At 71.3% G+C, this 23501-nt stretch carries 22 protein-coding genes and 1 tRNA gene; 8 read left to right on the forward strand and 15 right to left on the reverse strand.

The window, feature by feature from the left end:
• The first annotated feature begins 63 nt into the window (after positions 1 to 63).
• Positions 64 to 140: transfer RNA gene (locus VIL67_RS06690), tRNA-Met, on the forward strand.
• A gap of 66 nt (positions 141 to 206) precedes the next feature.
• On the opposite strand, the gene VIL67_RS06695 is transcribed toward VIL67_RS06690, so the two are convergent.
• A complete protein-coding gene (locus VIL67_RS06695; RefSeq protein WP_332048095.1) occupies positions 207 to 566 on the reverse strand; it encodes a hypothetical protein in 360 nt (119 codons plus the stop codon).
• Positions 567 to 634: 68 nt separating this feature from the next.
• Positions 635 to 2635 carry a TonB-dependent receptor gene (locus VIL67_RS06700; protein ID WP_332048096.1) on the reverse strand — a complete coding sequence of 667 codons (2001 nt, stop codon included), beginning with the start codon at positions 2633 to 2635 and terminating at the stop codon, positions 635 to 637.
• Between the two features lie 100 nt (positions 2636 to 2735).
• Between VIL67_RS06700 and VIL67_RS06705 the strand changes: the two genes are divergently transcribed.
• Positions 2736 to 3965: a hypothetical protein gene (locus tag VIL67_RS06705; RefSeq protein ID WP_332048097.1), complete on the forward strand. Its 1230-nt coding sequence runs from the start codon at positions 2736 to 2738 to the stop codon at positions 3963 to 3965.
• 86 nt (positions 3966 to 4051) lie between these two features.
• Entirely contained in the window at positions 4052 to 4672 is a 621-nt protein-coding gene (locus VIL67_RS06710; protein WP_332048098.1) for a chemotaxis protein CheX, read from the forward strand.
• Between the two features lie 2 nt (positions 4673 to 4674).
• Here the strand turns inward: VIL67_RS06710 and VIL67_RS06715 are convergent, their stop codons facing one another.
• Genes VIL67_RS06715 through VIL67_RS06755 form a run of 9 tightly spaced genes read right to left on the reverse strand, consistent with a single transcriptional unit; the run spans position 4675 to position 15534 of the window.
• On the reverse strand, positions 4675 to 6948 hold the full coding sequence (locus VIL67_RS06715; protein ID WP_332048099.1) for a hybrid sensor histidine kinase/response regulator: 2274 nt from the start codon (positions 6946 to 6948) through the stop codon (positions 4675 to 4677).
• Positions 6949 to 6950: 2 nt separating this feature from the next.
• Positions 6951 to 7601 carry a chemotaxis protein CheX gene (locus VIL67_RS06720; protein ID WP_332048100.1) on the reverse strand — a complete coding sequence of 217 codons (651 nt, stop codon included), beginning with the start codon at positions 7599 to 7601 and terminating at the stop codon, positions 6951 to 6953.
• The gene (locus tag VIL67_RS06725) at positions 7598 to 7978 is read right to left on the reverse strand and encodes a response regulator transcription factor (RefSeq protein WP_332048101.1); all 381 of its coding nucleotides are present in this window, start codon (positions 7976 to 7978) and stop codon (positions 7598 to 7600) included. The genes VIL67_RS06720 and VIL67_RS06725 overlap by 4 nt, the downstream gene beginning before the upstream one ends.
• Positions 7975 to 8304 carry a hypothetical protein gene (locus VIL67_RS06730; protein WP_332048102.1) on the reverse strand — a complete coding sequence of 110 codons (330 nt, stop codon included), beginning with the start codon at positions 8302 to 8304 and terminating at the stop codon, positions 7975 to 7977. The genes VIL67_RS06725 and VIL67_RS06730 overlap by 4 nt, the downstream gene beginning before the upstream one ends.
• The gene (locus VIL67_RS06735; RefSeq protein ID WP_332048103.1) at positions 8301 to 10229 is read right to left on the reverse strand and encodes a chemotaxis protein CheA; all 1929 of its coding nucleotides are present in this window, start codon (positions 10227 to 10229) and stop codon (positions 8301 to 8303) included. Before VIL67_RS06735 ends, VIL67_RS06730 begins: the two co-directional genes overlap by 4 nt.
• Entirely contained in the window at positions 10226 to 11068 is an 843-nt protein-coding gene (locus VIL67_RS06740; RefSeq protein ID WP_332048104.1) for a CheR family methyltransferase, read from the reverse strand. The genes VIL67_RS06735 and VIL67_RS06740 overlap by 4 nt, the downstream gene beginning before the upstream one ends.
• Entirely contained in the window at positions 11065 to 12180 is a 1116-nt protein-coding gene (gene cheB / locus VIL67_RS06745) for a chemotaxis-specific protein-glutamate methyltransferase CheB (RefSeq protein ID WP_332048105.1), read from the reverse strand. The genes VIL67_RS06740 and cheB overlap by 4 nt, the downstream gene beginning before the upstream one ends.
• The gene (locus tag VIL67_RS06750) at positions 12177 to 13598 is read right to left on the reverse strand and encodes a chemotaxis protein CheW (RefSeq protein WP_332048106.1); all 1422 of its coding nucleotides are present in this window, start codon (positions 13596 to 13598) and stop codon (positions 12177 to 12179) included. Before VIL67_RS06750 ends, cheB begins: the two co-directional genes overlap by 4 nt.
• Before the next feature lie 4 nt (positions 13599 to 13602).
• Entirely contained in the window at positions 13603 to 15534 is a 1932-nt protein-coding gene (locus VIL67_RS06755) for a methyl-accepting chemotaxis protein (protein ID WP_332048107.1), read from the reverse strand.
• 176 nt (positions 15535 to 15710) lie between these two features.
• Here VIL67_RS06755 and VIL67_RS06760 point away from each other — a divergent pair, with 176 nt between their 5' ends.
• Positions 15711 to 15893: a hypothetical protein gene (locus tag VIL67_RS06760; RefSeq protein WP_332048108.1), complete on the forward strand. Its 183-nt coding sequence runs from the start codon at positions 15711 to 15713 to the stop codon at positions 15891 to 15893.
• Here VIL67_RS06760 and VIL67_RS06765 read toward each other — a convergent pair.
• Genes VIL67_RS06765 through guaD form a run of 3 tightly spaced genes read right to left on the reverse strand, consistent with a single transcriptional unit; the run spans position 15875 to position 19532 of the window.
• Entirely contained in the window at positions 15875 to 17194 is a 1320-nt protein-coding gene (locus VIL67_RS06765) for an NCS2 family permease (RefSeq protein WP_332048109.1), read from the reverse strand. The two genes, VIL67_RS06760 and VIL67_RS06765, sit on opposite strands and share 19 nt — an antisense overlap.
• 2 nt (positions 17195 to 17196) lie before the next feature.
• The gene (locus VIL67_RS06770) at positions 17197 to 18210 is read right to left on the reverse strand and encodes an adenosine deaminase (protein ID WP_332048110.1); all 1014 of its coding nucleotides are present in this window, start codon (positions 18208 to 18210) and stop codon (positions 17197 to 17199) included.
• Positions 18207 to 19532, reverse strand: a complete 1326-nt coding sequence (guaD, locus tag VIL67_RS06775) for a guanine deaminase (protein ID WP_332048111.1) — start codon at positions 19530 to 19532, stop codon at positions 18207 to 18209. The genes VIL67_RS06770 and guaD overlap by 4 nt, the downstream gene beginning before the upstream one ends.
• A 204-nt stretch (positions 19533 to 19736) precedes the next feature.
• Here guaD and VIL67_RS06780 point away from each other — a divergent pair, with 204 nt between their 5' ends.
• The 4 genes from VIL67_RS06780 to upp all read left to right on the forward strand — a co-directional run bounded on the left by VIL67_RS06780 (position 19737) and on the right by upp (position 23055).
• A complete protein-coding gene (locus tag VIL67_RS06780; protein WP_332048112.1) occupies positions 19737 to 19895 on the forward strand; it encodes a hypothetical protein in 159 nt (52 codons plus the stop codon).
• A gap of 124 nt (positions 19896 to 20019) precedes the next feature.
• Positions 20020 to 21270 carry a GTP cyclohydrolase II gene (locus tag VIL67_RS06785; RefSeq protein ID WP_332048113.1) on the forward strand — a complete coding sequence of 417 codons (1251 nt, stop codon included), beginning with the start codon at positions 20020 to 20022 and terminating at the stop codon, positions 21268 to 21270.
• A 14-nt stretch (positions 21271 to 21284) separates the two neighbouring features.
• On the forward strand, positions 21285 to 22412 hold the full coding sequence (locus VIL67_RS06790) for a DUF1688 family protein (RefSeq protein WP_332048114.1): 1128 nt from the start codon (positions 21285 to 21287) through the stop codon (positions 22410 to 22412).
• A gap of 13 nt (positions 22413 to 22425) precedes the next feature.
• Positions 22426 to 23055: a uracil phosphoribosyltransferase gene (gene upp / locus VIL67_RS06795; protein ID WP_332048115.1), complete on the forward strand. Its 630-nt coding sequence runs from the start codon at positions 22426 to 22428 to the stop codon at positions 23053 to 23055.
• Between the two features lie 7 nt (positions 23056 to 23062).
• Here the strand turns inward: upp and VIL67_RS06800 are convergent, their stop codons facing one another.
• Entirely contained in the window at positions 23063 to 23218 is a 156-nt protein-coding gene (locus VIL67_RS06800) for a hypothetical protein (RefSeq protein WP_332048116.1), read from the reverse strand.
• Between the last annotated feature and the right edge of the window lie 283 nt (positions 23219 to 23501).

Here is a 23501-nt window from a genome sequence, read left to right on the forward strand (position 1 = left end):
GGTCTACAAAGCGGATCTCAAAGGTCATAACCCTTCAATCAACACACCAAACACCACCTTCGACGCGGGGTGGAGCAGCCCGGTAGCTCGTCAGGCTCATAACCTGAAGGTCACAGGTTCAAATCCTGTCCCCGCACCCAAGTCCAAACAAACGGCCTCTGCCCAAGCAGAGGCCGTTTTCGTTTGCGCGGACGTGGCCGCTGACCTCAGCCGTGCGCCGGCTTAAGGCTGGGGGCGAGGCTCTGCCACACGGCCTGGACGTCGCTGAGCCAGCTGTCCACGGGCTGGGTAAGGTCATGGCGGGCCTCGAACGCAAGGCCCGCCGTGTCCCACCGCCGCCAGCGCAGGATCGCCTCGTAGGCGCTGTCGTCCCGGTAGTGCAGCAGCACAAGCCGGCGCGGCAGGACGTAGAAGCTGGACACCTCCACCTTCGCGCCACCCTGGCTGAAGTCGGAGATCACGCCGTCGGCCCAGTGGGCCAGCTTCGGCCCCCAGAACAGACGCGCCGGGGCGTTGACCACCTCGCGCGGATGGGCTCGCCGGTCGACGAAGTCGCCTGTGCTCATGATCTTCGCTCCAAACTCTGCGCGGACCTTCCCACGGCCAGGCTAAGCAATCCTCACCGGGGGATCCGCTAGAAGCGGCGCTTAGCCCCGATCCGCAGGGTCCGAGGTTCGAGCACGCGCCCGAGACGCCCTTCGGTCGGCTCGGCGTCGACCCCAGGCACGAAGGCCTCGTACCAATAGGCCATGTCCTTGTCCCGCCGGTCCAACAGGTTGAGCACCTCGGCATAGAGCTCCAGGCGGTCGGTCTTCCAGGCGCCGCGGGCGTTCACGACCGTGCTGCCGCGGTCACGGACCGAGTTGTCCTCCACGAGCGGGTAGGGGCCCAGATGCCGGACGCGGAGGCTTGCCTCCCACCGCGGGCGGACGGCGGCCAAGCCCAACTGGGCGGCGTTCTCGAAGGCGTTGGGGATGAAGTCGCCGGTGCGATAGCGGGCATGGCTGGCGGTGTAGCTGGCGTCCAGCGCGAGCCACGCCAGGGGCCGCCAGAACGCCACCAGCTCGTAGCCCCGGCGGCGGCTGGCCCCGGTGGGCTCCACTGCATTGGAGTCGCCGACGAACTTCAATTCGCTGTCGAGATCCAGCCGCCAGTAGGTCGCCGTGGCGGTTAGCCGACGGGTCTGCAGGCGCGCCCCTGCCTCAGCGCCGCGGCCGGGGACCAGCAGGGGGACGGGGGTGGCGCTCACCGCCCCGCGGGCGTCGTTCGAGTGGAAGCCTCGCCCCCAGGCGCCGTAGACCTCCAGCCAGCCAACGGGGGCATAGGCCATGTTCACCTTGGGGGAGAGCAGGGTGTCAGTATCCCGGCCCTCGCCCAGGAGGGCGGCTTCGGGGTCGCGGGCGCGGACGTCGACACGGTAATGGTCGGCTCGCAGACCGCCGATCAGGCGAAGCCCAGGGAGGGGCCGCCAGACGGCCTCGCCATAGGCCGCGCCGGAAAGCTCCTCCACCTGATAGGCGCCGAGCGAGGCGACGAACGCCCGCGCGTCCGTGCGGTGGACACCCACCTCGCCGATGTGGTCGAGGCGGAACTCGCCGCCGCCGCTGAGCTCCACAGTGTCCGAAAGCGGGAGCTGTCTCTCGATCCGTCCCGCGAGCACCCATCGACGGTCGAACTGGCGTATCTGCGCGCTCCGCCCATCGGCATCGGCGAAGGTCGGGTTCGAATACATCGTCCAGTCGTAGGCCTGCCCGTTCAACGCCGCGCGCCAGCCGTCGCCCAGCAGCCTGGCCGCCGCCACGACGCGAGTGGTCTCCCCGGTGGCGGTGGCGTCGGGTGCGCAGAAGACATCGCGGCAGATCGAGGAGCCCACGATGCGGTCCGGGATTTGCTCGGTCGGTCTCCAGCGGCCGCGGTAGGCGTGCAGGATGAGTTCGAGATCCGCGGTCCGGACCGGCGCCACGTACTTGGAGAAGAGGGCGTAGTGGCGCAGGTCCTCAGGTAGCGCCCACGGTCCATCGTAGGTCTTGGCCTGTCCCACCAGCGTAAGGTCGCCCGGGCCGAGCGCGTGAGCCGTGCCGCCCGCAGCGACCCGACGCCAGCCGTAGGACCCGCCTTCGGCCGCGACCCAGGGGGCGTCATACCCCGCGATCGTGGTCATGTAGGCCGCTCCGGCCATGGCGAAGTCCCCGCCGTCCGCGCGGTAAGGTCCTTTCCGGTAGTCCTCGCGCTCCACCACCTCGGGGATCAGGCCGTTGAGGTCGAGATAGCCCTGGCCGTGGCCGTGGGTGCGCAGGTTCATCTGCACGTCGTCCACGTAGGCCGTGAAGTCCGACCCGTGGTCCAGGTTGAAGCCGCGGAGGAAGTACTGGTTGGCCTTGCCCGAGCCGGAATGCTGCGCCGCCACCAGGCCCGGCACGGCCTCCAGCAACTCGGCGACGCGGAGCAGCGGGCGGACCAGCAGGTCGGAGCCGGCCACCGTTCCTTCGCTGGCGGTGTGGGCCACGCCGACCTTCGCCTCGCCGCGTCCGAACACCACCACCTCGTCCAGGGCTCGGGCCGAGGGCTGGGCATGCGCGGCGCCGCTGCAGGCGAACGCAGCGACGGCGTGCGCCGCGCGGATCTTGAGTGGCATTGGTCGGTCCCCCTTGGCGCTCGGCCATACTTTGCTTTCGAAGCCGCGGGACGGTTAAGAACGGTAGCCGGGGGGTTACCGGCCGTTACGGGAGGCGTCGGTGGAGGCGGGCGACAGCATTGCGGGGCAGGCGGCTCATCTGCGCGCGTCCGGCGCATTGGGCCGTTCGGAGCTGCTGCTGCGGCTGTTCGACTACCTGGTGGAATCGTCCACGCGCGGGGACCGGCCGAAGGAGGTCGAGATCGCCCTGACGGTGTTCGGACGCGGCGGCGACTTCGACGGCGGGCGGGATGCTTCCGTGCGCGTGGCCGCGCACCGCCTTCGGAAAAAGCTGGACGCCTTTTACGCCGACGCTGGCCGCGACGAGCCCGTACGGCTGACGATGCCGGTGGGCGAATATCGCCTGGCGCTCGAGCCACAAGCGCGCGCCCGCCCGAAGCGCCGGCCGGCGTGGCCCTGGATCGCGGCGGCCGTGCTGCTGGTCACGAACCTGGCCACGATCGGCGGCGTCGCGGCCAGTCGGTGGAATGACCCGGCCGCCGCGTCACGGCGCCTCGAACCCTGGCGTGGACTTACGAAGTCGCAGCGGCCGCTCATCATCGCCGTCGGTGACTACTACATCTTCGGCGAGGTGGATCCGCAAACGGGCGCCGGGCGGCTGGTGCGCGAGTACGGCGTCAATTCCCACGAAGATCTCGAGACCTATCGCCTGGCGAACCCGCAGCAGGGCGCCCACCTCAGGGACCTCGACCTCTACTACCTGCCCGTCGGCGCTGCGCATGCGCTGCGCGCCGTCCTGCCGCTGCTGACCGCCGCGGGTGAGACGCCGCAGGTCGTGACCACCTCCAGCCTCACGACTGAGATGCTGCGGCGGAACGACATCGTCTACGTGGGCTATCTCAGCGGCCTTGGACCCCTGCGCGACCCGGTGTTCGCCGGCTCCCGGTTCCGGGTGGGCGACACCTGGGACGAACTCATCGACGCCCGCAGCGGGCGAAGTTTCGTCAGCCAGCAGGGCGGACCCGGGCGGGGGCCATCGCCGCAGCAGGACTACGGCTATCTCGCGTCGTTGCCGGGGCCGGAAGGCGGGCGCATCCTGATCATTGCCGGGATGCGTGACGTCGGGCTGATGCAGGCGGCCGAAGCCGCCGCGCGGCGCGAGGTGCTCGCCGCCCTGCGGCCCGCCGCCCGCTACGGCGCATTCGAGGCGCTGATCGAAGCGAACGGCATGCATCGGACCAGCCTGGGTGGTCGCCTGCTCCTCGGTTCGCCCCTAGATGGGGGGCGGGTTTGGAGCGCCCGGCCGGCCGCAGTCTTCCCCGCGGGCTGAGGCCACGGCGACGTTGCGGGCGCCGGCCCCCTTGCGTAAATGGTGGCCGCGGCGCGTGGTTGTGCGCCGTTAAGGCTGCGCACCTCTTGATCGATCCTTCCCTCCTGCGGCTCAGCGAGCTCGAACTCGACGCCCTCACCGAGCTGATCAACATCGGAATCGGCCGCGCGGCCGCCAGCCTCGCCCTCATGTGCCACGAGCCGGTCACGCTTACGGTGCCGGCGCTCTCCACGGTCACACCCGAACAGGCGGCGGAGATGATCGGTGGCGCGCGGGTGGGCCGCGTCGTAGCGGTGGAGCAGGATTACGCCGGCGACGTCTCCGGCCGCGCCCTGCTGATCTTCCCGGAAGTGAACAGCCTCGAACTGGTGCGCGCCGTGGCCGGCGAGGACGTGCCGGCCGCCGACATCCCGTCTCTGGCCACCGAAGCCCTGCTTGAGACCGGCAACGTGGTGCTGCAGTCGTGCCTCGGCACCCTGGCCAACATGCTGCACCGCCAGCTCGAGATCAGCACCCCCCGGCTTACCGAAGGGCGCGCGAGGGAAATCTTCCCGCGTGTGTCGCAGGACGGCGTGCTGTTCGTTTACATCAACTTCACAGTCCGCGGGCGGCGTATCCGTGGGTACATCGCGCTCTTGATGGACCTGGCGGCGCTCGGCGCGCTCAAGCTTCTGGTCAGCGAGTTCGTGAAACGCGAGACCGAGTAGGCTCAGCCCTCGATCATCTCCCGGATCTTGACGGCCAAAGCGTCCATCGCGAACGGCTTCGAGATCATCTCCATCCCCGGACCCAGGATGTCGGAACGCCGGGCCGCGCCGGCGGCATAGCCGGTGATGAACAGCACCGGCAGATCAGGCCTGCGCTGGCGGGCGACCTCGGCGAGCTGGCGCCCATTCATGCCGGGAAGCCCCACGTCGGAGATCATCAGGTGGATGCGCCTTCCAGTGTCCAGGATACGCAGCGCTGCGTCGGTGTCGCCCACTTCGACAGCCACGTAGCCCAGCTCCTTCAGAACCTCCACGATCAGCAGGCGCACCGAGTCGTCGTCTTCCACCACCAGAACGGTCTCGCCGGAGCCGCTCGGCGCGTCGGCTGCGTCGGGGTGGGCGTCGGCCTGCTCGGCTTCGGTGGCTCGCGGCAGGTAGAGCTTCACGGTCGTGCCGACGCCCGGCTCGCTGAAGATGCTGACCTGGCCGCTGGACTGGCGCACGAAGCCATAGACCATCGACAGGCCCAGGCCCGTCCCCTGGCCGATTGGCTTGGTGGTGAAAAACGGGTCGAAGGCCCGGGCAAGCACCTCGGGCGGCATGCCTGCGCCGGTATCGCTGACGCTGGCCACCACATAGTCGCCGGGCTCCAGCTCTTCCATGGTCGCAGCCTGGGCGGCGTCTAGCCGGACATTGCCTGTCTCGACCGTGAGCTTGCCGCCGTCGGGCATGGCGTCACGAGCGTTGATCGCCAGATTCAGCAGGGCGCTTTCGAGCTGATTGGCGTCGGTGAGCGTCGTCCAGAGGTCGGGGTCCAGAGAAACGGCGAAGTCCACCTGCTCGCCCAGCGTCCGGCGCAGCAGGTCCTCCATGGACGCGATCAGCCCGTTCACGTCGATGGGGCGAGGATCCAGGGTCTGGCGGCGTGAAAACGCCAGCAGCCGATGGGTGAGGGCCGCGGCTCGCTCGGCCGAGGCCACCGCCGTGTCGATGAAGCGGCGGGCCTCCTCGGTTCGCCCGGAGTCCAGCCGCCGGCGCACCATGTCCAGGCCGCCGAGCACGCCGGTGAGCATGTTGTTGAAGTCGTGAGCGAGCCCGCCGGTGAGCTGGCCGACGGCCTCCATCTTCTGGCTCTGGCGGAGCTGGTCCTCCAGCTGCTTGCGTTCGGTGACGTCGCGACCGATCGCGTAAAACTCGTTGCCTTGAGGTATGATCGTCCAGTTCACCCAGCGCCATGACCCGTCCTTGGCGCGCATGCGGGCGTCGACATCCTCCAGAGAAGCGCCGGCCGGCAGCTCGGCCCAGCGGGCCAGCGCAGCCTGGGCGTCCTCGGCCTGCACGAATTCCCGCAGATGGTGGCCGACCACGTCCTCCTCGTCATAGCCGAGGAGGTCGCGCCAAGCCGGATTCACCCCCCGGTAGGCGCCGTCCGCGCCGACGACGCCGAACAGGTCGCGCGAGCTGTTCCAGAGCCTGTCGCGCTCGCGGGTGCGCGCCTCGACGCGCGCCTCCAGAGTCTCCGCCAGCTCCCGAAGCTTGGCTTCCGCGGCCTTGCTCTCGCTGATGTCGTAAATCACCCCGATGAAGCGGATGCCGGCGTCGCCGTCGCTACGCCGCTCGCCGCGCAGCGCCAGCCAGCGTTCGGCGCCGGTGTCCGCCCGGCGGATACGCAGCTCCGCCTGAACGGCGCCTTCCTCTCCGTCGCCGGTGGCGATGATCGGCGGGTCCGTGGGATGGACCACCGCATTGATCGTCCGAACCGGCAGGGCTTCGGCCGGATGCAGCCCCAGCAGACGGCAGAACTGGTCGGAGACGGTCGCCGTCCCAAAGCCGTCCACGTACTCGAATGTGCCCACGCCGCCGGCGGTCTGGGCGATCCGCAGCCGTTCCTCGACGCGCTTCTGCTCGCTGATGTCGACCAACACACCGGAAAACCGGGGTGGCTCCCCCGGGCGGTGTTCCGCCCGGCCGCGCGCGCTGACCCAACGCAGGCCGCCCTCGACAGGCAGGCGGAAATCGCGCGCAAACACCTCGGCGCCGTGCTGTACGCCGGCGACGGCGATGCGCAGGCGCATCCGATCCTCGGGCAGGATGCGCTGGAAGAAGGCCTCGCTCGGCAGGCCGGCCTGCACGGCCTCGGCGCCGAGCCCCAGCAGGTCGGCGAACCGCCGGTCGCCGCGCACCCGGCCGGCGGCGAAGTCCCAAACCCAGGCGCCATTCGCGCCGCTCAGCGCGCCCTGAACGGCGTCGGACCCGTTGTCCCGCCCTTCGCCCACTGTCAGCGCCCGGCTTCGGCTTCGGGTCCGACCACGCGGGTGATGAACTCCGAAACCAACTCCTTCAGCGCGTCGAGGGACGGCAGGTCCATCAGGACGGCGATGTAGCCCCGGATGTCCCGCTCGGCGATCGCGAAGTTGATGTAGAGGAACAGGGCCACGCCGGCGTCGCCCCCCGCCGGATCCAGTTCGAACAAATGCGCGCTCTGGTCCCGCAGCACCCCCGGCAACGACATCTCCAGGGGCCGCTGAAGCATGTTCGCCATGGTCGCCAGGCAATTGTTCAGCACCACGTTACCGGTCTCGGCGAGCGCCTCCTCCTCGAGGCTCGCCAGCTCGTTGTCCGACAGCTCGTCGCCCGTCACCGCGCGGACCAGCGTCAGGCTGTTGGTTTCCGGGAAGATGAGCAGGGCTTGGCCCGAGAAGGCGCCGGTGAATTCCTGGCGGACCGCTACCAGCCGGCCGATCTCCCGCTCAGCCATGAGGGTGGCGGCCGCGCTTCGGCTGATGACCTCCACCGAGGGCACCGAAAGCAGGACCTGCCGGCCGACCATCAGGCGCAGGCTGGCGGCCGCGCGGCTGACGCCGATGTTCACCAGCTCGGTGAGCGCGTCGACCTCGAGCGGCTCGAGGAAGATGGGCGGCGCTGTCACGAGCCGGTCGCGCGGAGCTTAAGGGCGGCGCCGGAGAGGAAGCCCCGCAGGGCGTCCTCGGTGATCGGCTTCGGCACGAAGGTGGCGCCGGCGGCGCGCGCGCGGGCGATCACCTCGTCCTGGACATTCGCGGTCGCGAGCGCGATCGGCATCTCCGGATGCCGGCCGCGTAGCTCCTCGGCCAGTTCAAGCCCATTCTTGCCGGGCATGTTGAAGTCCAGGATCAGCACGTCCACCGGGTGGCTCTCGAGCAGGGCAAGGGCCTCGTCGGCGTTGCCAGCCTCAAGGCGTGTCCAATCGGGCTGCAGGGCCGTCACGGCCTTACCAACCACGATCCGGGCGAGCTTGCTGTCGTCGACGATGAGAACTGAGGTCAATCCAGGGCTCCTTCACCCTTGTGGCCCGGTCGCGGGCGGCCGTCATCCATAACGCCCGGGCGGGCGCTTGTCTGCCGCAGGTCGCTGCGCGTGGCGGCCGCCAGCGCCGGGGCCAGATGGTCGCGCAGGAACTCCAGTTGCGGTGCGCCGCGCAGCGGCGGAGCGAAGGCGAGCAGCACCTGCGCGACGGCGGCATGCAGGCTGGTGCAGTCGGAGAGGTCGACAGGGCACAGCCGTCGCTCCAGGGCCGCCGCCAGGGTCTCGGCCTCCTCGACACGGCAGGCGCCTTGCAACCAGATCACCTCCCCGTCCACTCGCACGGTCATCCCACCAGCTCCGCGACGTCGAGCACCATCAACACCCGCCCGTCAGGCAGCAGGGTCGTGCCGGCAAGGCCGGGCACACGCGCGAGGAGCCCTCCCAACGGACGAAGCGGAGCCTCCAGCCGGGCGCCGAACGCCTGGACGGAGATCGCCGCCAGCTCGTCGCCGGTCTGCACGATCAACAGCTTCAGCTCGTCGTGGGCCCCCGCCGCCCGCGGCAGCCGCAGCAGGTCGGAAAGCTCGATCAGCGGCAGCGGCCGCTCGCGCCAGACCAGCGCCCGACCGGCGCGGACGGACGTGAGGCGGGCGGCGTCGACACGGGCCGTCTCCACCACGCTCTCGAGCGGCACGCCGAAGGTCTCGCCGCCGGCCTCCACCACCATGAGGCGGGCAAGCCGCACCCGCACCGGAAGCAGCAGGGTGATCCGGGTTCCCGTTCCCGGCGTGCTCGCCACTTCGACGCGGCCCCCGAGCGAAGCCACCGCCGCTCGCACGGCGTCCAGGCCGACGCCGCGGCCCGAAAGGTCGGTGACCGCCGAAGCGGTCGAGAAGCCCGGACGGAAGATCAGCTCGGCGGCCTCGGCGTCGGACAACGCCGCCAGGGCGGCTTCCTCCAGCAGCCCGCGCTCGGCGGCGACGCGGCGGACCTTTTGCAGGTCGAGGCCGCGTCCGTCGTCGGCGACTTCGATGGCCACCTCGTCGCCCACGGGGCGGGCGGAGATCCGCAGCGCGGTCGCGGCGGGCTTGCCGGCGGCTCGCCGGGCGTCGCGCGGCTCCACGCCGTGGTCGAGGGCGTTGCGGACCAGGTGCAGCAAGGGCTCGAAGAGGCCGTCGACCAGCGACTTGTCGACCTCAACGTCTTCGCCGGACAACACCAGCTCCGCCGACTTCCCGAGCGAGGCCGCGGTCTGGCGCACGAGGGCCGGGAAGCGGCGGAAGAGCGGCGCCAGCGGCGTGAGGCGCAGGCGGGTGACGGTGTCGTGCAGCCGGCCGAGGCGCCGGTCCAGGTCGGCCTGGGCGGCGGCCAGTGTCCGGGCGACTTGGGGTTCGGCCGAGCGTGCGAGCTCGTTGGTGAGATGGGCGAGGCTGTTCTTGGCGACCACGAGCTCGTCGACCGCGGCCGCGAGCGCGTCGACGCGCGCGCCCTCCACGCGCAGGCTGCGGACGGCGAGGGCAGGCGCTCTAGGGCCGTCTCCAGCGGGGGTGGCGCCCCCCAACTCGGCGAGCTCAACTTCGTCGGCCACCAAGCGGAACGCGCTGCGCACGGCCTCGAGCGAGGCCGTGCTGAGCCCGCTCAGCACGAGGTTGCAGGTGAAGGGATCATAGGGAGAGGTGTCGAACGCGGCGCGGGGCGCGACGGTCAGGCGCTGCAAGTCCGGTACGGCGGCCACCGTTGCGACGGGATCCTCGCCCGCGAAATAGCTGTCGGGGCGCGGCGTGTAGCGGAAGGCGACGTAGGGCCCAGGCCGATCGAGGCTCGGCGTGAGCAGGTCGGCGGCCCATTCGCTTGGGCTCGCGTCTCCCTCCGGCTCCGGCACCTCCGTCTGGGCGCCGTCGGTTTGGCTGAGCGCCGCCAGAAGGGGAGCCACCGGAGCCGCGTGCGGGAGGCGACCCTGAGCGGCCGTTTCATCGAGCCAGCGGCCGGCCTGCCACACCGCCGAAAGGAGCGCCTCCGCGAGGTCCGGCGTGAGCCTGAGGTCGCCCCGCCGGACGTCCGACAGCCGGTCTTCCGCCACATGAAACAGCTCGGCCATGGGCGCGAAGCCCACAAGGCCGGCGGAACCCTTGAGGGTGTGCACGGCGCGGAACAGGCTCTCCAGCGCGCCGCCGTCCTCCGGCGCACGCTCCAGGGCGTGCAGGTCCTGCGCCGCCTGGTCGACCAGCTCGCGGCCTTCGGTGACGAAGATCTCCAGCAGGTCGTCGCTCACGACGGCGCCTCCGGCCGCTGGTAGACCACAGCGTCGGGGAAGCGGCAGGCGCGGAACCGGTCCGTGATCCGGCTCATGGATTCGGTGTGACCGAGGCAGATGTAGCCGCCCGGCTTGAGCGCGGTGAAGAGGTTGTCGATCGCCCGGGCCCGCGCCGCATCGTCGAAGTAGATCAGGACGTTGCGGCAGAAGATCACTTCGAACTGGCCGTGGCCCGACAGCGTCGATCCCTCGATCAGGTTGGCCGGGCTGAACAGCACCGACTCCTTCAAGTCGCTGATGATCTCGCGGTCGCCCTCGCCGGCCTGCTCGAAGTAGCGGTCGACGACATCAGCGGGCAGTCGGGAAAGGGCGCGCTCGCCGTAGCGGCCGGCGCGCGCGGCCTCTAGAGCCTCCGTGTCGATGTCAGAGCCCACGATCTCGACATTGTAGGCGTCGACCATGGGCCAGTTCTCCAGCAGCCAGATGGCGATGGAGTAGGGCTCCTCACCGGTGGAGCAGGGAAGCGACCAAATGCGGATCTTGTCCCCGGGGCCCTTCGTGGCGGCCACCGCCGGCAGGATCGAGCGGCTGAGGCAGCGGAGCTGATGGTCCTCGCGGTAGAAGTAGGTCTCGTTCACCGTGAAGGCGTTGATCATCGCCTCCAGCTCGGCCGGTTCGGAACGCAGGCGGGCGAAGTAGTCGCCGAAGCGGGCCTCGCCCGTGGCGCGCATGCGGTCGGCGACGCGACGCTCGATATAGTAGCGCTTGCTCTCCCCGTAGGTCATGCCGGTGCGCTGGTAGAGGTAGTCACAGAAGCGCTCGAGATCGCTGGCCTTCAAGGGCTCGGCGGCGTTCATCGCGCCATCTCCGCCAGAAGCCTATCCGCGAGGCCGTCGAGCGGCGCCACCAGGCTGGCGCCACCGGCGCGGACGAGTTCGCCCGGCATGCCCCAGACCACCGCCGTCTCCTCCGCCTCGGCGAGGGTCCGGCCTCCGGCGGCCTGCAGCTGCGTCATCGCGGCCGCCCCGTCGTCGCCCATGCCGGTCATGAGGACGCCCACCAGCCGCTCGGCAGGGAAGGCGACCATGGCCGTCTCCACGAGGCGATCGACGCTGGGGTGCCAGCGATAGGCCTCGGCAGCGGGGGCGGGGAGCGCGACCACCCCATCTGGCCGCGCGGACACCACCAGGTCGGCCTCGCCGCGCCCGACGTAGACCCGCCCAGGCTCCAGCAGCAGCGGCCGGGTGACCTCCACGACCTCCAGGGCGCAGATCCCGTCCAGCCGGCGCGCCAGGGGGCCGGTAAAGGCCCGCGGCATGTGCTGGGCCACCAGGATCGGCCACGGAAAGTCGGCGGGCAGCGGCTCCAGCAGCGCGTCCAAGGCTGGCGGGCCTCCGGTGGAGCAGCCCACCAGGACGAGACCTGGCGGCGTCCCGTCGCCCAGCGCCCACCGCCTCCCCGCAGGCTCGGCAGGGTCGGCAGGCGAAAGCCGCGGGCGCGGCCGCACGGCTGGGATCGCGCCCGCCGCGTTGGCCAGGGTGCGGACACGCTCCGTCAACCGGTGCGTCCGGCGGATCCGGGCGCCAGCCGCGGCGCGGATCTTGGCCACCAGCGGCGGCCCCAGGGTGTCGATCTCGAGGGAGAGAGGCCCCGCGGGCTTGGCGATAACGTCCACCGCGCCGAGCTGCAGCGCCTCCAGGGTCTCGGCGGCGCCTTCTTCGGTCAGGGAGGAGACCATCACCACCGGCGTCGGCCGCTCGACCATGATCCGGTCGAGGCAGGCCAGGCCATCCATTTGCGGCATGTGGACGTCGAGCGTGATCACGTCGGGCTCGAAGGTCCGGAGCGAGTCCAAGGCCTCGACCCCGTTGCGCGCATAGGCCACCTCGAAGCCGGGCTCGGCCTCGAAGAGATCGCCCAGCAGCCGCCGGGCCAGGGCAGAGTCGTCGACGACGAGGACGCGCGTCACGGAGCGAGCTGAGCTCCGTCGGCCAGGGCGGCGAGCAGGTCAGCCTCGGCGCGGTCCAGCAGCTCCTGTGGATTGACGAGCAGCACCATGCCGCCGTCCGCCGTCAGCTGGGCCACGCGGTCGAAAAGCCGGGCCGCGTCTGCGCCCAGCTCGGGCGTTGCAGAGACGCTTTCCTCAGGCGCCTCCAGGATCTCGGTCACCGTGTCCACGGCGAAGCCCACCAGGGTCTCGCCCACTCGCGTGACGATCACCCGAGGCCGGCCCGCGGCCGAACCCGGCACACCGAAGCGGCGGCGTTGGTCCACCACCGGCAAAGGCGCGCCGCGCAGGTTCATCACGCCCGCCACGAAGGCCGGAGCGCGCGGCAGGCGGGTGACGGTTTCCGGCAGCGTCACGACCTCCTGCACCGCCTCGATGGGAAAGCCATAGCGTTCTTCCCCCAGGCCGAAGATCAGGAACCGCTGGCCGGTGCGACGCTCGCGGGCGGTGGTCATCTCGGTTCCCTTCTGGCGCCCGTCCTCGAGGATCTGGGCGACGGTCTCGTCGCGGAACAGCCGTTCGGGCGCCAGGACGGAGACCAGGCCGTCGTCCACGGTGCGCAGCATGGCGTCGATATGGGCCTCTCCCGCGCCTCGGTTCAGCACGCGCGGCACGGGGCCTATGGCGGCTTCCGACGCCCGCAGGATGGAGGTGAGCTGGTCGACCACCAGCCCCACCCGAGAGTCGCCGATGGCGGTGACGATCACGCGGGCGCCGCCGCCAGGGGCTTCGCCCGGCAAACCGAGCAGCACGCGGGTCGCCACGACCGGCAGCAGGCCGCGCCGGAAGTCGACCACGCCGAGCATGGCTGCGTCCGTGCGGGGCAAGGCGGCGATCGCGCGCGGAAGCGCCACCACCTCCCGAACCGTCTCGAGCGGGAGGGCGTAGGGCTGGCCGGCGAGGCGGAAGCCCAGGAGGGCCACCTGCGTCTCTGCGGACGTCGCTTCCGTGAGGGCGCGGCTGGGCGTCGCCCGCGCGGCGCGATTGCGGCTCAGGCCGGCGAACTGCGCCGCGAGCAACTCGTCGACGGCCAGGATGCGGGTCTCGCCCGCCTCGGTCAGCAGCAGGCCGCCGGGGGTCGCCTCGCCGTCGGCAAGCCCGGTGACCTCGTCCACCGCCAGTCCGAGCGGCGGCGCGCCATGCAGCACGACGATCCGGCTGCGGTCGGTGGCCTGGGACTCCTCGCCGCCCAGCACCCGGGCCAGCGCCACCACCGGCGCGACCTCGCCGCGTATGCTCGCCACCCCCGCCAGCCCGGCGGGGGCGTGGGGAACGCGCGTGATCCGCGGCCGGCGGACCACCTCGGCCACCTCGTCGGCAGCCACAGCCAGGCGGCGATCTCCCACCCGGAACGTCAGCACGGCGCCCGCGGCGGCCATCGTCTCACGCCTCGCCGGTCTGGAGAGCGTCAGCGAGTTCGGCGATCTCCTCGATGGCGGCCGCCAGGTCTTCCGCGCCGCGCGCTTGCTGGCGGGCGGCGGCGGCCGACTGGGCCGCGGCGCCGCCGGCCTCCTCGGCGGCGGCGGCCACCTGCTGCATGCCCGCCAGCACCTCTCGCGTCGCCGCCAGCACGCTCTCGGCGGCCTGAAGGCTCTCGGCCGCGCCGGCGCGGACCACGGCGACGTCCGCCTCCACGGTGGCCAGGCGTTCGTCGATGGCGATGTTGCGCGCGATCTCGCTCTCGGCGGCGCCGACGATCTGCTCCAGGTCCGGGCGCACCGTCGCCACCTGGATCTGCAGCCCACGGACCACGTCCTTCACCTTGTCGGCGTTCTCGGCCGATTCCCGGGCGAGCGTGCGGATGTCGCCGGAGACGGTGGCGAAGCCATGCCCCGCCTCGCCGGCGCGGGCCGCCTCCACCGCGCCGGACACGGCCAGCATGGTGGTCTGCACGGCTATCAGGGCGATGGCGTCCACCTGCTTGTCGATCAGCCGGCCGGACTCCTCCAACTCGCCGGCGCGCTCCGCGCTGGCCCGCGTGTCCGCGAGCGCCGCGGCGACCCCGTCCGTCATCCGCCGCATGGCGGTGCGGCTGTCGGTCAGCAGGCGCTGCACCGCCTCGGCCTGGGTCAGCGCGTCGGCGGCGGCCGCCCGCGTTCGGTCGGCGGCGCGTTCGATCTGGCCCATGGCGGCGGTCGCCTGCTGGGTGGCGGCGGCCTGCACCTGGGCGCCACGGGAGATCTGTTCGATCGCCACCAGGATTTCGGCGGCGGCGCCCGACAGCTCCTGAACGGCGGCGGATAACTCCTCAGCGGCGGCGGCGACGTCCTGCGCCCGGCCTTCCACCGCAGCGCCGTCCTCAAGGCTCTCGGCCAACTCGGCCAGGGCCTGCGCCGTACGGTCGCTTTCCTCCAGCGAGGTGGCCTGCTGCTGGACGGCGCGCTGCGCCTCGGCCGCGGCGGCCGACTGCTCTTCGGCGGCGCTGGAGATGCTCTCGGCTCCGCGCTGGGTCTCGCGGGCCGCCGCGTCGGCCTCGACCGCAGCCAGCAGGATCGACTGCGAGCCGTCCGACAGCGCGTTCATCTGGCGTCGGATCTCGAGAAGGTCGCGCCCGACGGCCCCGCCAGCCTCGGCCTCCGCCGTGGCCCGCTCGGCAGCGCCGCGGACCTTCTCCGAGAGGGTCCGCACGTCGTCGACGATGGCGGACGCCAGACCGCCCACCTGGCCGGCCCGGCGCTCGGCGTTCTCGGCGAGGGCTCGCACCTCGTCGGCGACCACCGCGAATCCCCGCCCATTGTCGCCGGCCCGCGCGGCCTCGATCGCGGCGTTGAGCGCCAGCAGGTTGGTCTGATCTGACATCTCCGCGACCGCGCGGGTGATCTCGCCGATCTGGGCGGCGCGACCCTCCAGGGCGCCGATCACCTCGACCGAGTTCAGCTGGCGCGCGGCGTTGGACTGGACGGCGGCGACGGCGCCCTCCACCTGGGCCCCCGTCTCCGCCACCAGCGCCTGCAGGGCGTCGATGCGCCGTCGCGCCCCCTCCGCCCGCTCGCGGGCCTGGCCGAAAGCCGCCGCAAGCGCCGTTACGGACGCCAGCGACTGATGGCTCGCGCCCGCCGCCTCTTCCGCGGCGCTCGCGATCTGCTCCAGAGCCCGCCGCAGCTCCTCGGCGGCGGACGCCGCCTCGGACACGCCGCCCGCCAATTGGTGGGTGGCCGCGCCAATGCGTTCGGCGACGGTCTGGCGCCGGCCGCCGGCCGCGCGCGTGCGCTTCGGCCGGGGCGCCGGGGCGACGTCCGCCGCTTCCGCTTCAGCGCCGCCCTTGGCGGCCGGCCGCCCACGCGTCGCCAGCGTCGACCGCTTCACCAGAGCCATGTCCCGACCTCGCCCCCCGCGCATGAGCCCTGGCTGGCGCCGGAATGGCGCGGCCGGGCGTCTGCGTGATCTAGGGGGCGCAGCCTGCCTCCGGCAAGCGGCATCTCCCCGACTTCGCCTTAGGAACTCCGGGAGCCGTCGTCCGGTTCGCCACGGGCCAGGGCAGGAGAGCAGACATGATGGCGGAGCCCTCACCGCGGAGCTATGTCCTACGGGCCCTAGCGGCCAGCGAGATCGCCGAGAGCTGCAACGAGATGTCGATCCGCGCCCAGTTCTTCGCCTTGGCCGAGCAGTGGCTGCGCGAGGCGGAGGCGGCGGAGAACGAGGGTGGGGCGGGGGTTCAGCCGGCGGACATATAGGCGAACCGCGCCAGGAACAGCGCCGCCAGGCCGAACAGCAGCACGTCGGCGCGCGTCACCCGGCGAGCCACCAGCTTCAGCACCGCATAGGCCAGGACCCCCATCGCCAATCCGTTGGCGATGGAGAAGGTGAGCGGGATGGCGATGAGCGTCAGGAAGGCCGGGATCGCAACCACCGGGTCGTCCCAATCGACCTCTGCCAGCGGCGCCATCATCATCGCGCCGACCAGCACCAAGGCCGGCGCGGTCGCGGCCGCGGGGATCAGCTGCACCCAGGGCGCCACGAAGAGGGTGAGAAGAAAGAGCAGGCCGACCACGACAGCCGTCAGCCCGGTGCGGCCGCCCGCCGACACGCCGGAGGCGCTCTCGATATAGCTCACCACGGTGCTGGTGCCGGCCAGGGAGCCGGCGATGGTGGCGCCCGCGTCGGCGAACAGGATGCGGTTCAGCCGCGGGATCGTCCCATCCGGCTGCATCAGTCCCGCGCGCTTGGACACGGCCACCAGGGTGCCGACGTTGTCGAACAGGTCGACGAACAGGAAGACGAAGAGGATCTCCAGGAGGGCGAGGCCAAAGCCGTGGCCGCCGATCCCGAGCGCCGCCGGGATGTCGAGCCGGAAGGCGGTGGCGGTCATCTCGGCCGCCGAATAGGGCTCGGGATCGAACCTCGCCAGTCCCAGCGCCCATCCGAGCAGGGTGGTGGCCACGATGCCGATGAGGATGCCGGCCCGCACCCGGAGCACCTGCAGCGCGGCCACGATGCCGAGGCCGAGCACCGCCAGCAGCGCCGTCGGCTGCTTCAGGTCGCCGAGGCCCACAAGGGTGCCGGGATTGCCGGTGACGATGCCGGCGCTGCGTAAGCCGATGAAGGCGATGAACAGGCCGATCCCCGCGGCGATGGCGGCGAACAGGCTCTTCGGGATCGCGCTGACGATCAGCTGCCGCACCCCGGCGAGCGTCAGAAGCAGGAAGGCGACGCCGGAGACGAACACCAGCCCGAGCGCCGTGGGCCACGGCACGCCCATGGCCCCCACGACCGTGAAGGCGAAGTAGGCGTTCAGCCCCATCCCGGGGGCGAGCGCGATCGGATAGTTGGCGAGCAGGCCCATCAGCAGGCAGCCGATCGCCGCCGCGATGCAGGTGGCCGCAGCCACGCCGGCCACGGGCATGCCCGCCTGGCCCAGCACCGAGGGGTTCACCACCACGATGTAGGCCATGGTCAGGAAGGTGGTCAGCCCCGCCAGCACCTCGGTGCGGACGTTCGTGCCGCGCGCCGAGAGCTGGAAGAGCCGCTCCAGCATGGTCAGGCGGCCGCCACGCAGGCGTCGATCTCGGCCACCCGCCTGGCCTTCTCGTCGGGGGACAGGAAGGAGCCCACGAAGCTGTTGCGCGCCAGGGTCACCAGCTCGTCGCGCGTGAGGCCGACGGCGGTGGCGGCGGCTGTCCAGTTGTCGCCCAGATAACCGCCGAAGTAGGCCGGGTCGTCCGAGTTCACGGTGGCGCGCAGACCGAGCGACAGCATCCGCTTCAGCGGGTGGGTCGTGAGGTCGTCGACGACGCAGAGCTTCAGGTTCGAAAGCGGGCAGACGGTGAGGGTCATGCCCTCGCGGGCGAGCCGCTCCACCAGCCTCGGGTCCTCCAGCGCGCGGTTGCCGTGGTCGATGCGGTCGACGCCCAGCACGTCCAGCGCCTCCCACACATAGGCCGGCGGGCCTTCCTCGCCGGCGTGGGCGACCAGCTTCAGGCCGCGCTCGCGCGAGGCCTTGAAGACGCGGGCGAACTTCGAGGGCGGATGGCCCACTTCAGAGGAGTCCAGGCCCACCCCGGCGATCCGGTCGAGATAGGGCTCGGCCTGTCTGAGGGTGTCGAGAGCGGCCTCCTCCGGCAGGTGCCGCAGGTAGCAGAGGATCAGCTTCGAGGTGATCCCCAGGTCCCGTTCCGCCTCGGCCATGCCGGCCAGCAGGCCGTCGGCGACCACCTGGAAGGGGATGCCGCGGTCGGTGTGGGTCTGCGGGTCGAAGAACAGCTCCACGTGCCGGCAGCCGTCCTGCGCCACGCGGCCGAAATAGGCCATCGCAAGGTCGCGGAAGTCCTCCTCCGTCCGGAGCACGTCGGCGCCCTGGTAGTAGATGTCCAGGAAGTCCTGCAGGTTGGAGAAGGCGTAGGCGGCGCGGACCTCCTCCACGGACTTGAACGGCAGGGCGACCTTGTTGCGGCGCGCCAGCTGGAACATCAGCTCGGGCTCCAGACTGCCTTCGATGTGCAGGTGGAGCTCGGCCTTGGGCAGGGCGCGGATGAAGGCGGAGAGGTCGGTCATGCGGCGGAGCCTAGCGCGCCGCCCCGCGCATGCGCCAGCCGGCCCATGAGGTAGGTCCGCTCGATGGCGCGGTCGTCCCCCAGGATGGAGAGGGCGAAGAGCCGGTCCCGCAGGGTTCGGGCGGCCGCGGTGCGCCGGGCCATCAGCGGCGTGGCCGCCAGGTCGAGCACCACGAAGTCCGCCTCCTTGCCGACCGCGAAGTTGCCCACGCGGTGGTCGATCTTCAGGGCCCGGGCGCCCGCCAGGGTGGCGAGATAGAGGGCGTGGAGCGGATCGAGCGGCTCGTGCTGCAGCTGGCCGACCCGATAGGCCTCGCCGATCGTGCTGAGCAGCGAGAAGCTCGCCCCTGCGCCGATGTCGGTGCCGAGCGCCACCTGGGTCCCGCAGTCGCAGGCCTGCTTGAGGGAGAACAGGCCCGAGCCGAGCATCAGGTTCGAAGACGGGCAGAAGGCGGCCGAGGCTCCGGCGGCGGCCAGCCGGCGCAGGTCGGCGGCTTCGGTGTGGACGCAGTGGGCGAGCACCGAGCGGCCGGTGACCAGGCCAAAGCGCTCATAGACCCCGAGGTAGCTGCCGTGCTCGGGGAACAGGCCCTCCACCGTGGCGATCTCCTCGAGGTTCTCGCTCATGTGGGTGTGGACCAGGATGTCCGGGTGATCGGCGGCGAGCTGGCCGGCCATCGCCAGCTGGGCGTCGGAGGAGGTCACCGCGAACCGTGGGGTCACGGCGTAGCCGAGCCGCCCGCGCCCGCGCCAGGCGCGGATCAGGGCCTCCGAGTCGGCGCGGCCGGTCTCGACCGTGTCGCAGAGCGCCGCCGGGGCGTTGCGGTCCATCAGCACCTTGCCGCCGATTAGGCGCATGTTGCGGGCGAGCGCCGCCTCGAACAGGGCGTCCACCGAGGTGCGATGAACGGTGCCGAACACCAGGGCGCTGGTGGTGCCGTTGCGCAGCAGCTCGTCCAAAAAGAAGGCGGCGGCCTCGTCGGCATGGGCGCGGTCCTCGAACGCCTGCTCCACCGGGAAGGTGTGGGTGGCCAGCCAGTCCAGAAGCCGGGCGCCCCAGGCCGCGACCACGTCGGTCTGCGGGTAGTGCACGTGGGCGTCGATGAAGCCGGGGGTGAGGATCCGACCGGGGAGCGCCTCGACCGGCGTGCCTGCGGGCAGGGCGGGGGCGAGCTCGGCCCAGGCTCCGGCCGCGGCCACATGGCCGTCCTCCACCAGAAGCAGGCCGTCCTCGTGCCAGACGGCGGCCTGGTCGCCGGCGGCGCAGGGGTCGTCCAGCAGGTGCAGGAGGCTCGCGCGGAAGGCCTGGCGTTTCGTCGACACATCCGCGTGATGCGCAGGCCCGCGCCGAAAGGCAACGCCCGCTCTTCGGGAACAGCCGCGGCGCCGTCCGGTTTACGAGGGCATGTGGTTCTTCATGCTCTTCGGATCCCCGCTCGGCCTGTTCTCGATGATGAACGGCCTGAACACCGCCCCTGCGAGCGAAGGCGTCCGCGTCGTGCCCGAGGGGCTCAGCAGCTAAACCCGATGACCGACCCCGCCCAACCCAACGCCCCGCCGCAGGACGACAGCTCGGCTGGCGAGAACCTCTGCCCGCGGTGCTCAGGTAGCGGGCGCCTCGACGACCAGCCGTGCCCCGAGTGCGACGGCACGGGCAAGGTGATGGACGGCATCGGCGGCGGCTAAGCCGGCGCCCGGCTCTTCAGGAAATATTGCCAAGTTCAGGGGTTAGGATCAGAGTTCGCTCTCAAAGGCCCTGCGCCGGCGAACCGGCGGCAGGGCCTTTCCGACTCTGGAGGGTTTCCCACCCATGTCCGGCAACAGGACATCGCACATTCGTCTGACCTCGCACCCGGGCGCCGGGGCTGCGAGCCGCTTCCCGATCCGTTGGGACGCCCCTACCGCCCGTGAGCGCGGCCCGGTGGTGGCGACCGCTAACGCGGGCCCCGACCGCAACGCCATCGGGGCGCACGGCGGCGCCTATTCGGTCTATCGCGCACTGGCGATCTCCGCCGGCGCCATGAACCCGCTGGCGCGGCCCGAGCTGCACAACACCCATCCGGTGGTGGACGTCGGCCCGCACCCGCAGTGGAGCGAACCCGGCCGCATCGTTAGCCTCGACCCCTGGGGCCACCGCGTTGCGGCCGACTTCGCAGACGAGCTGGCGGAGGGCGTCGACATCCGCCCGACCATCGCCGTCACCAAGGCCCGCATCGACCTGCCGGAGATCCACGATGCGATCGCCAAGGGCCGGCTGAAGCCGGACGGCGAGGTGGTGCACGAGGGAGGCGACGTCTCCGTCACCAAGGCCGCCATCGATCCGGTCTGGTGGCTGCCGGGCATCGCCGAGCGGTTCGGGACCGACGAGCAGACGCTGCGTCGCACGCTCTTCGAACAGACCGGCGGCATGTACCCCGAGCTGGTGACGCGCCCCGACATGCAGGTCTTCCTCCCGCCGATCGGCGGCATCACCCTCTACATCTTCGGCGACGCCGCCAAGCTCGGCGACCGGACGGTGAGCCTGACCTGCCGGGTGCACGACGAGTGCAACGGCTCGGACGTGTTCGGCTCGGACATCTGCACCTGCCGGCCTTACCTGACCCATGGCATCGAGGAGTGCGTGCAGAGCGCGCAAGCCGGCGGCACGGGGCTGATCGTCTACAACCGCAAGGAAGGCCGGGCGCTCGGCGAAGTCACCAAGTTCCTGGTCTACAACGCCCGCAAGCGGCAGCCCGGCGGCGACCAGGCGGCGACCTACTTCGAACGCACCGAATGCGTCGCCGGCGTGCAGGACGCCCGCTTCCAGCAGCTGATGCCCGACATCATCCACTGGCTGGGCATCCGCCGGATCGACCGGTTCGTCTCCATGTCCAACATGAAGTACGACGCCCTGGTGGAAGGCGGCGTCGAGATCGGCGAGCGCGTGCCGATCCCGGACTACCTGATCCCGCCGGACGCCAGCGTGGAGATGGAGGCCAAGAAGGCGGCCGGCTACTTCACGCCGGATGGCGCGACGTCCGACCTGACCAAGGTCGTTGGCCGCGACCTCGACAAGTTCTGATCGAGGCGCGAACCGTGGATCTGAATTCCGCCGCCGACCTTCTGTCGGCCGCCGCCGTGCGGGCGCGTGCGCACGAGCTGCTGGCGATCGCCCTGGACGGCGGCCTCGACGAGTGGCGCGTGGATCTGGCGAAGCTGGACGCGGCCGCAGACCTCACAACCGAGACGGTCCGGGCGAACTATCCGGACCTGAACGTCCCCTTCCATGCCCGCTGGCGGCACTTCAACGCAGGCGGGCGCGACCTTTGGGCCGAGGCGAGCAAGCCCGCCGATCGGACGGCGCTCGGCCGGGCGGCGTTCGACCTGGTGATCCCGTCGGTCCTGCTGGACGCCGGGGCCGGGCCGGGCTGGCGCTACCGGGACGCCACGGGCGCGGAGCTGGCGCGCTCAGAGGGGCTCGGCGTCGCCTCGCTGCGCATGTGGCAGGCGGGCGCGCTGGACGATCTCTCCCAGGTGACCGCCGCCTCGGTGGCGGAGGCCTTCCAGGTTTCCGAGGACAATCCGCTGGTCGGCGTCGACGGCCGCGCGGCGCTGCTGCGCCGGCTTGGCGAGACGGTGGGCCGGCCCTCGCGGCTGTTCGACCAGATGGCCGCCCGCGCCGAGGGCGGCCGGCTCCCGGCGCCGGTGATCCTCGAGGTGCTGCTGGCCGAGCTTGGCCCCATCTGGCCGGGCCGGCTCAGCCTCGACGGCGTGCCGCTCGGCGACTGCTGGCGCCATCCCGCGGTGGATGGCTTCGTGCCGATCCACAAGCTCAGCCAGTGGATGAGCTATTCGCTGATCGAGCCGCTGCAGTGGGCGGGGATCGAGGTGGTCGACATCGACGGGCTGACCGGGCTGGCCGAATACCGCAACGGCGGCCTGTTCGTGGACACCGGCGTGCTCGCCCTGAGGGATCCCGCCGACCTGGCGCGGGAGCATCCGGTGGACGGCCCGCTGGTGGTCGGCTGGCGGGCGCTGACCGTCGCCCTGCTGGACCGGCTGGCGCCGCTGGTGCGCGAGCGGCTGGGGGTGACGGGGGAGGCCTTCCCTCTGGCTCGGGTGCTGGAGGGCGGCTCGTGGGCCGCGGGCCGGCGGGTCGCCCGCGAGCGCCGCGCCGATGGCGGGCCGCCGCTGAAGATCCTCAGCGACGGCACGGTTTTCTGAGAGGGATGGGACAATGAAGGGCGTCACCGTCGTCGACCACCCGCTGGTCCGCCACAAGCTGACCCTGATGCGGAAGAAGGACACCTCCACCAAGAGCTTCCGCCAGCTGCTGAAGGAGATCGGCAGCCTTGTCTGCTACGAGGTCACCCGCGACCTGCCGCTGGAGACGGTGGAGATCGAGACGCCGATGATGCCGATGTCGGCGCCTACCATCGCCGGCAAGAAGCTGGTGTTCGCCGCCATCCTCCGCTCTGGCATGGGCATGCTGGAAGGCATGCTGGAGCTGGTGCCGGCGGCGCGCGTGGCCCACGTGGGGCTCTATCGCGACCCCATCACGCTGGGCTGCGTAGAGTACTACTTCAAGGCCCCGGCGGACCTGGCCGACCGCCTGGTGATCGTCGTCGATCCCATGCTGGCCACCGGCAACACGGCGATCGCCGCCGTCGACCGGCTGAAGGAGGCCGGCGCCAAGGACATCCGGATGGCCTGCCTGCTGGCGGCGCCGGAGGGTGTCTCCAACTTCCTTGGCCACCATCCGGACGTGAAGGTGTGGACCGCCGCCGTGGACGAGCGGCTGAACGACCACGGCTACATCCTGCCGGGCCTCGGCGACGCCGGGGACCGGATGTACGGGACGAAGTAGCGCCGCGTCAGAAGATCGGCAGCGTCACCTTCAGCACCACGGCCACGGCGGCTGCCGACCACAGCGCCGTACGGCCGATCAGCCGGCGGCGGTTGGGGGAGGGGCGGCGAAGCGGGGTGGCGGCGGTCATGGCGGTCGGCTTGGCTGGCGTGGTGGAGCTCATATGCGCCGTGATGGCGCAGCTGCAATGAGCGGGAATGCAGAGCCGGTATGCGTTTTTCGCAGGGGCCGCTGTGACCTTCGGCACAGGCCGGTTGCTGAACGATTTGGCTCGCGGAAACGGCGGCGCCTGTTTGCTGGGCGCCGGCCCAAATCCGGTCCCGACGCGGCCTGACACCGGTTGCAGGCCGGCCCAACTGCCGCCATGTCTTGGGGGTCCCGTTTGGGGCGTTTCCTCCCTTTGACTTGGCCGCGCTTTGACGAGCGCGGCCTTTCTTTTGCGCCTG

This window comes from Phenylobacterium sp. (assembly GCF_036563385.1).
Taxonomy (GTDB): domain Bacteria; phylum Pseudomonadota; class Alphaproteobacteria; order Caulobacterales; family Caulobacteraceae; genus Phenylobacterium.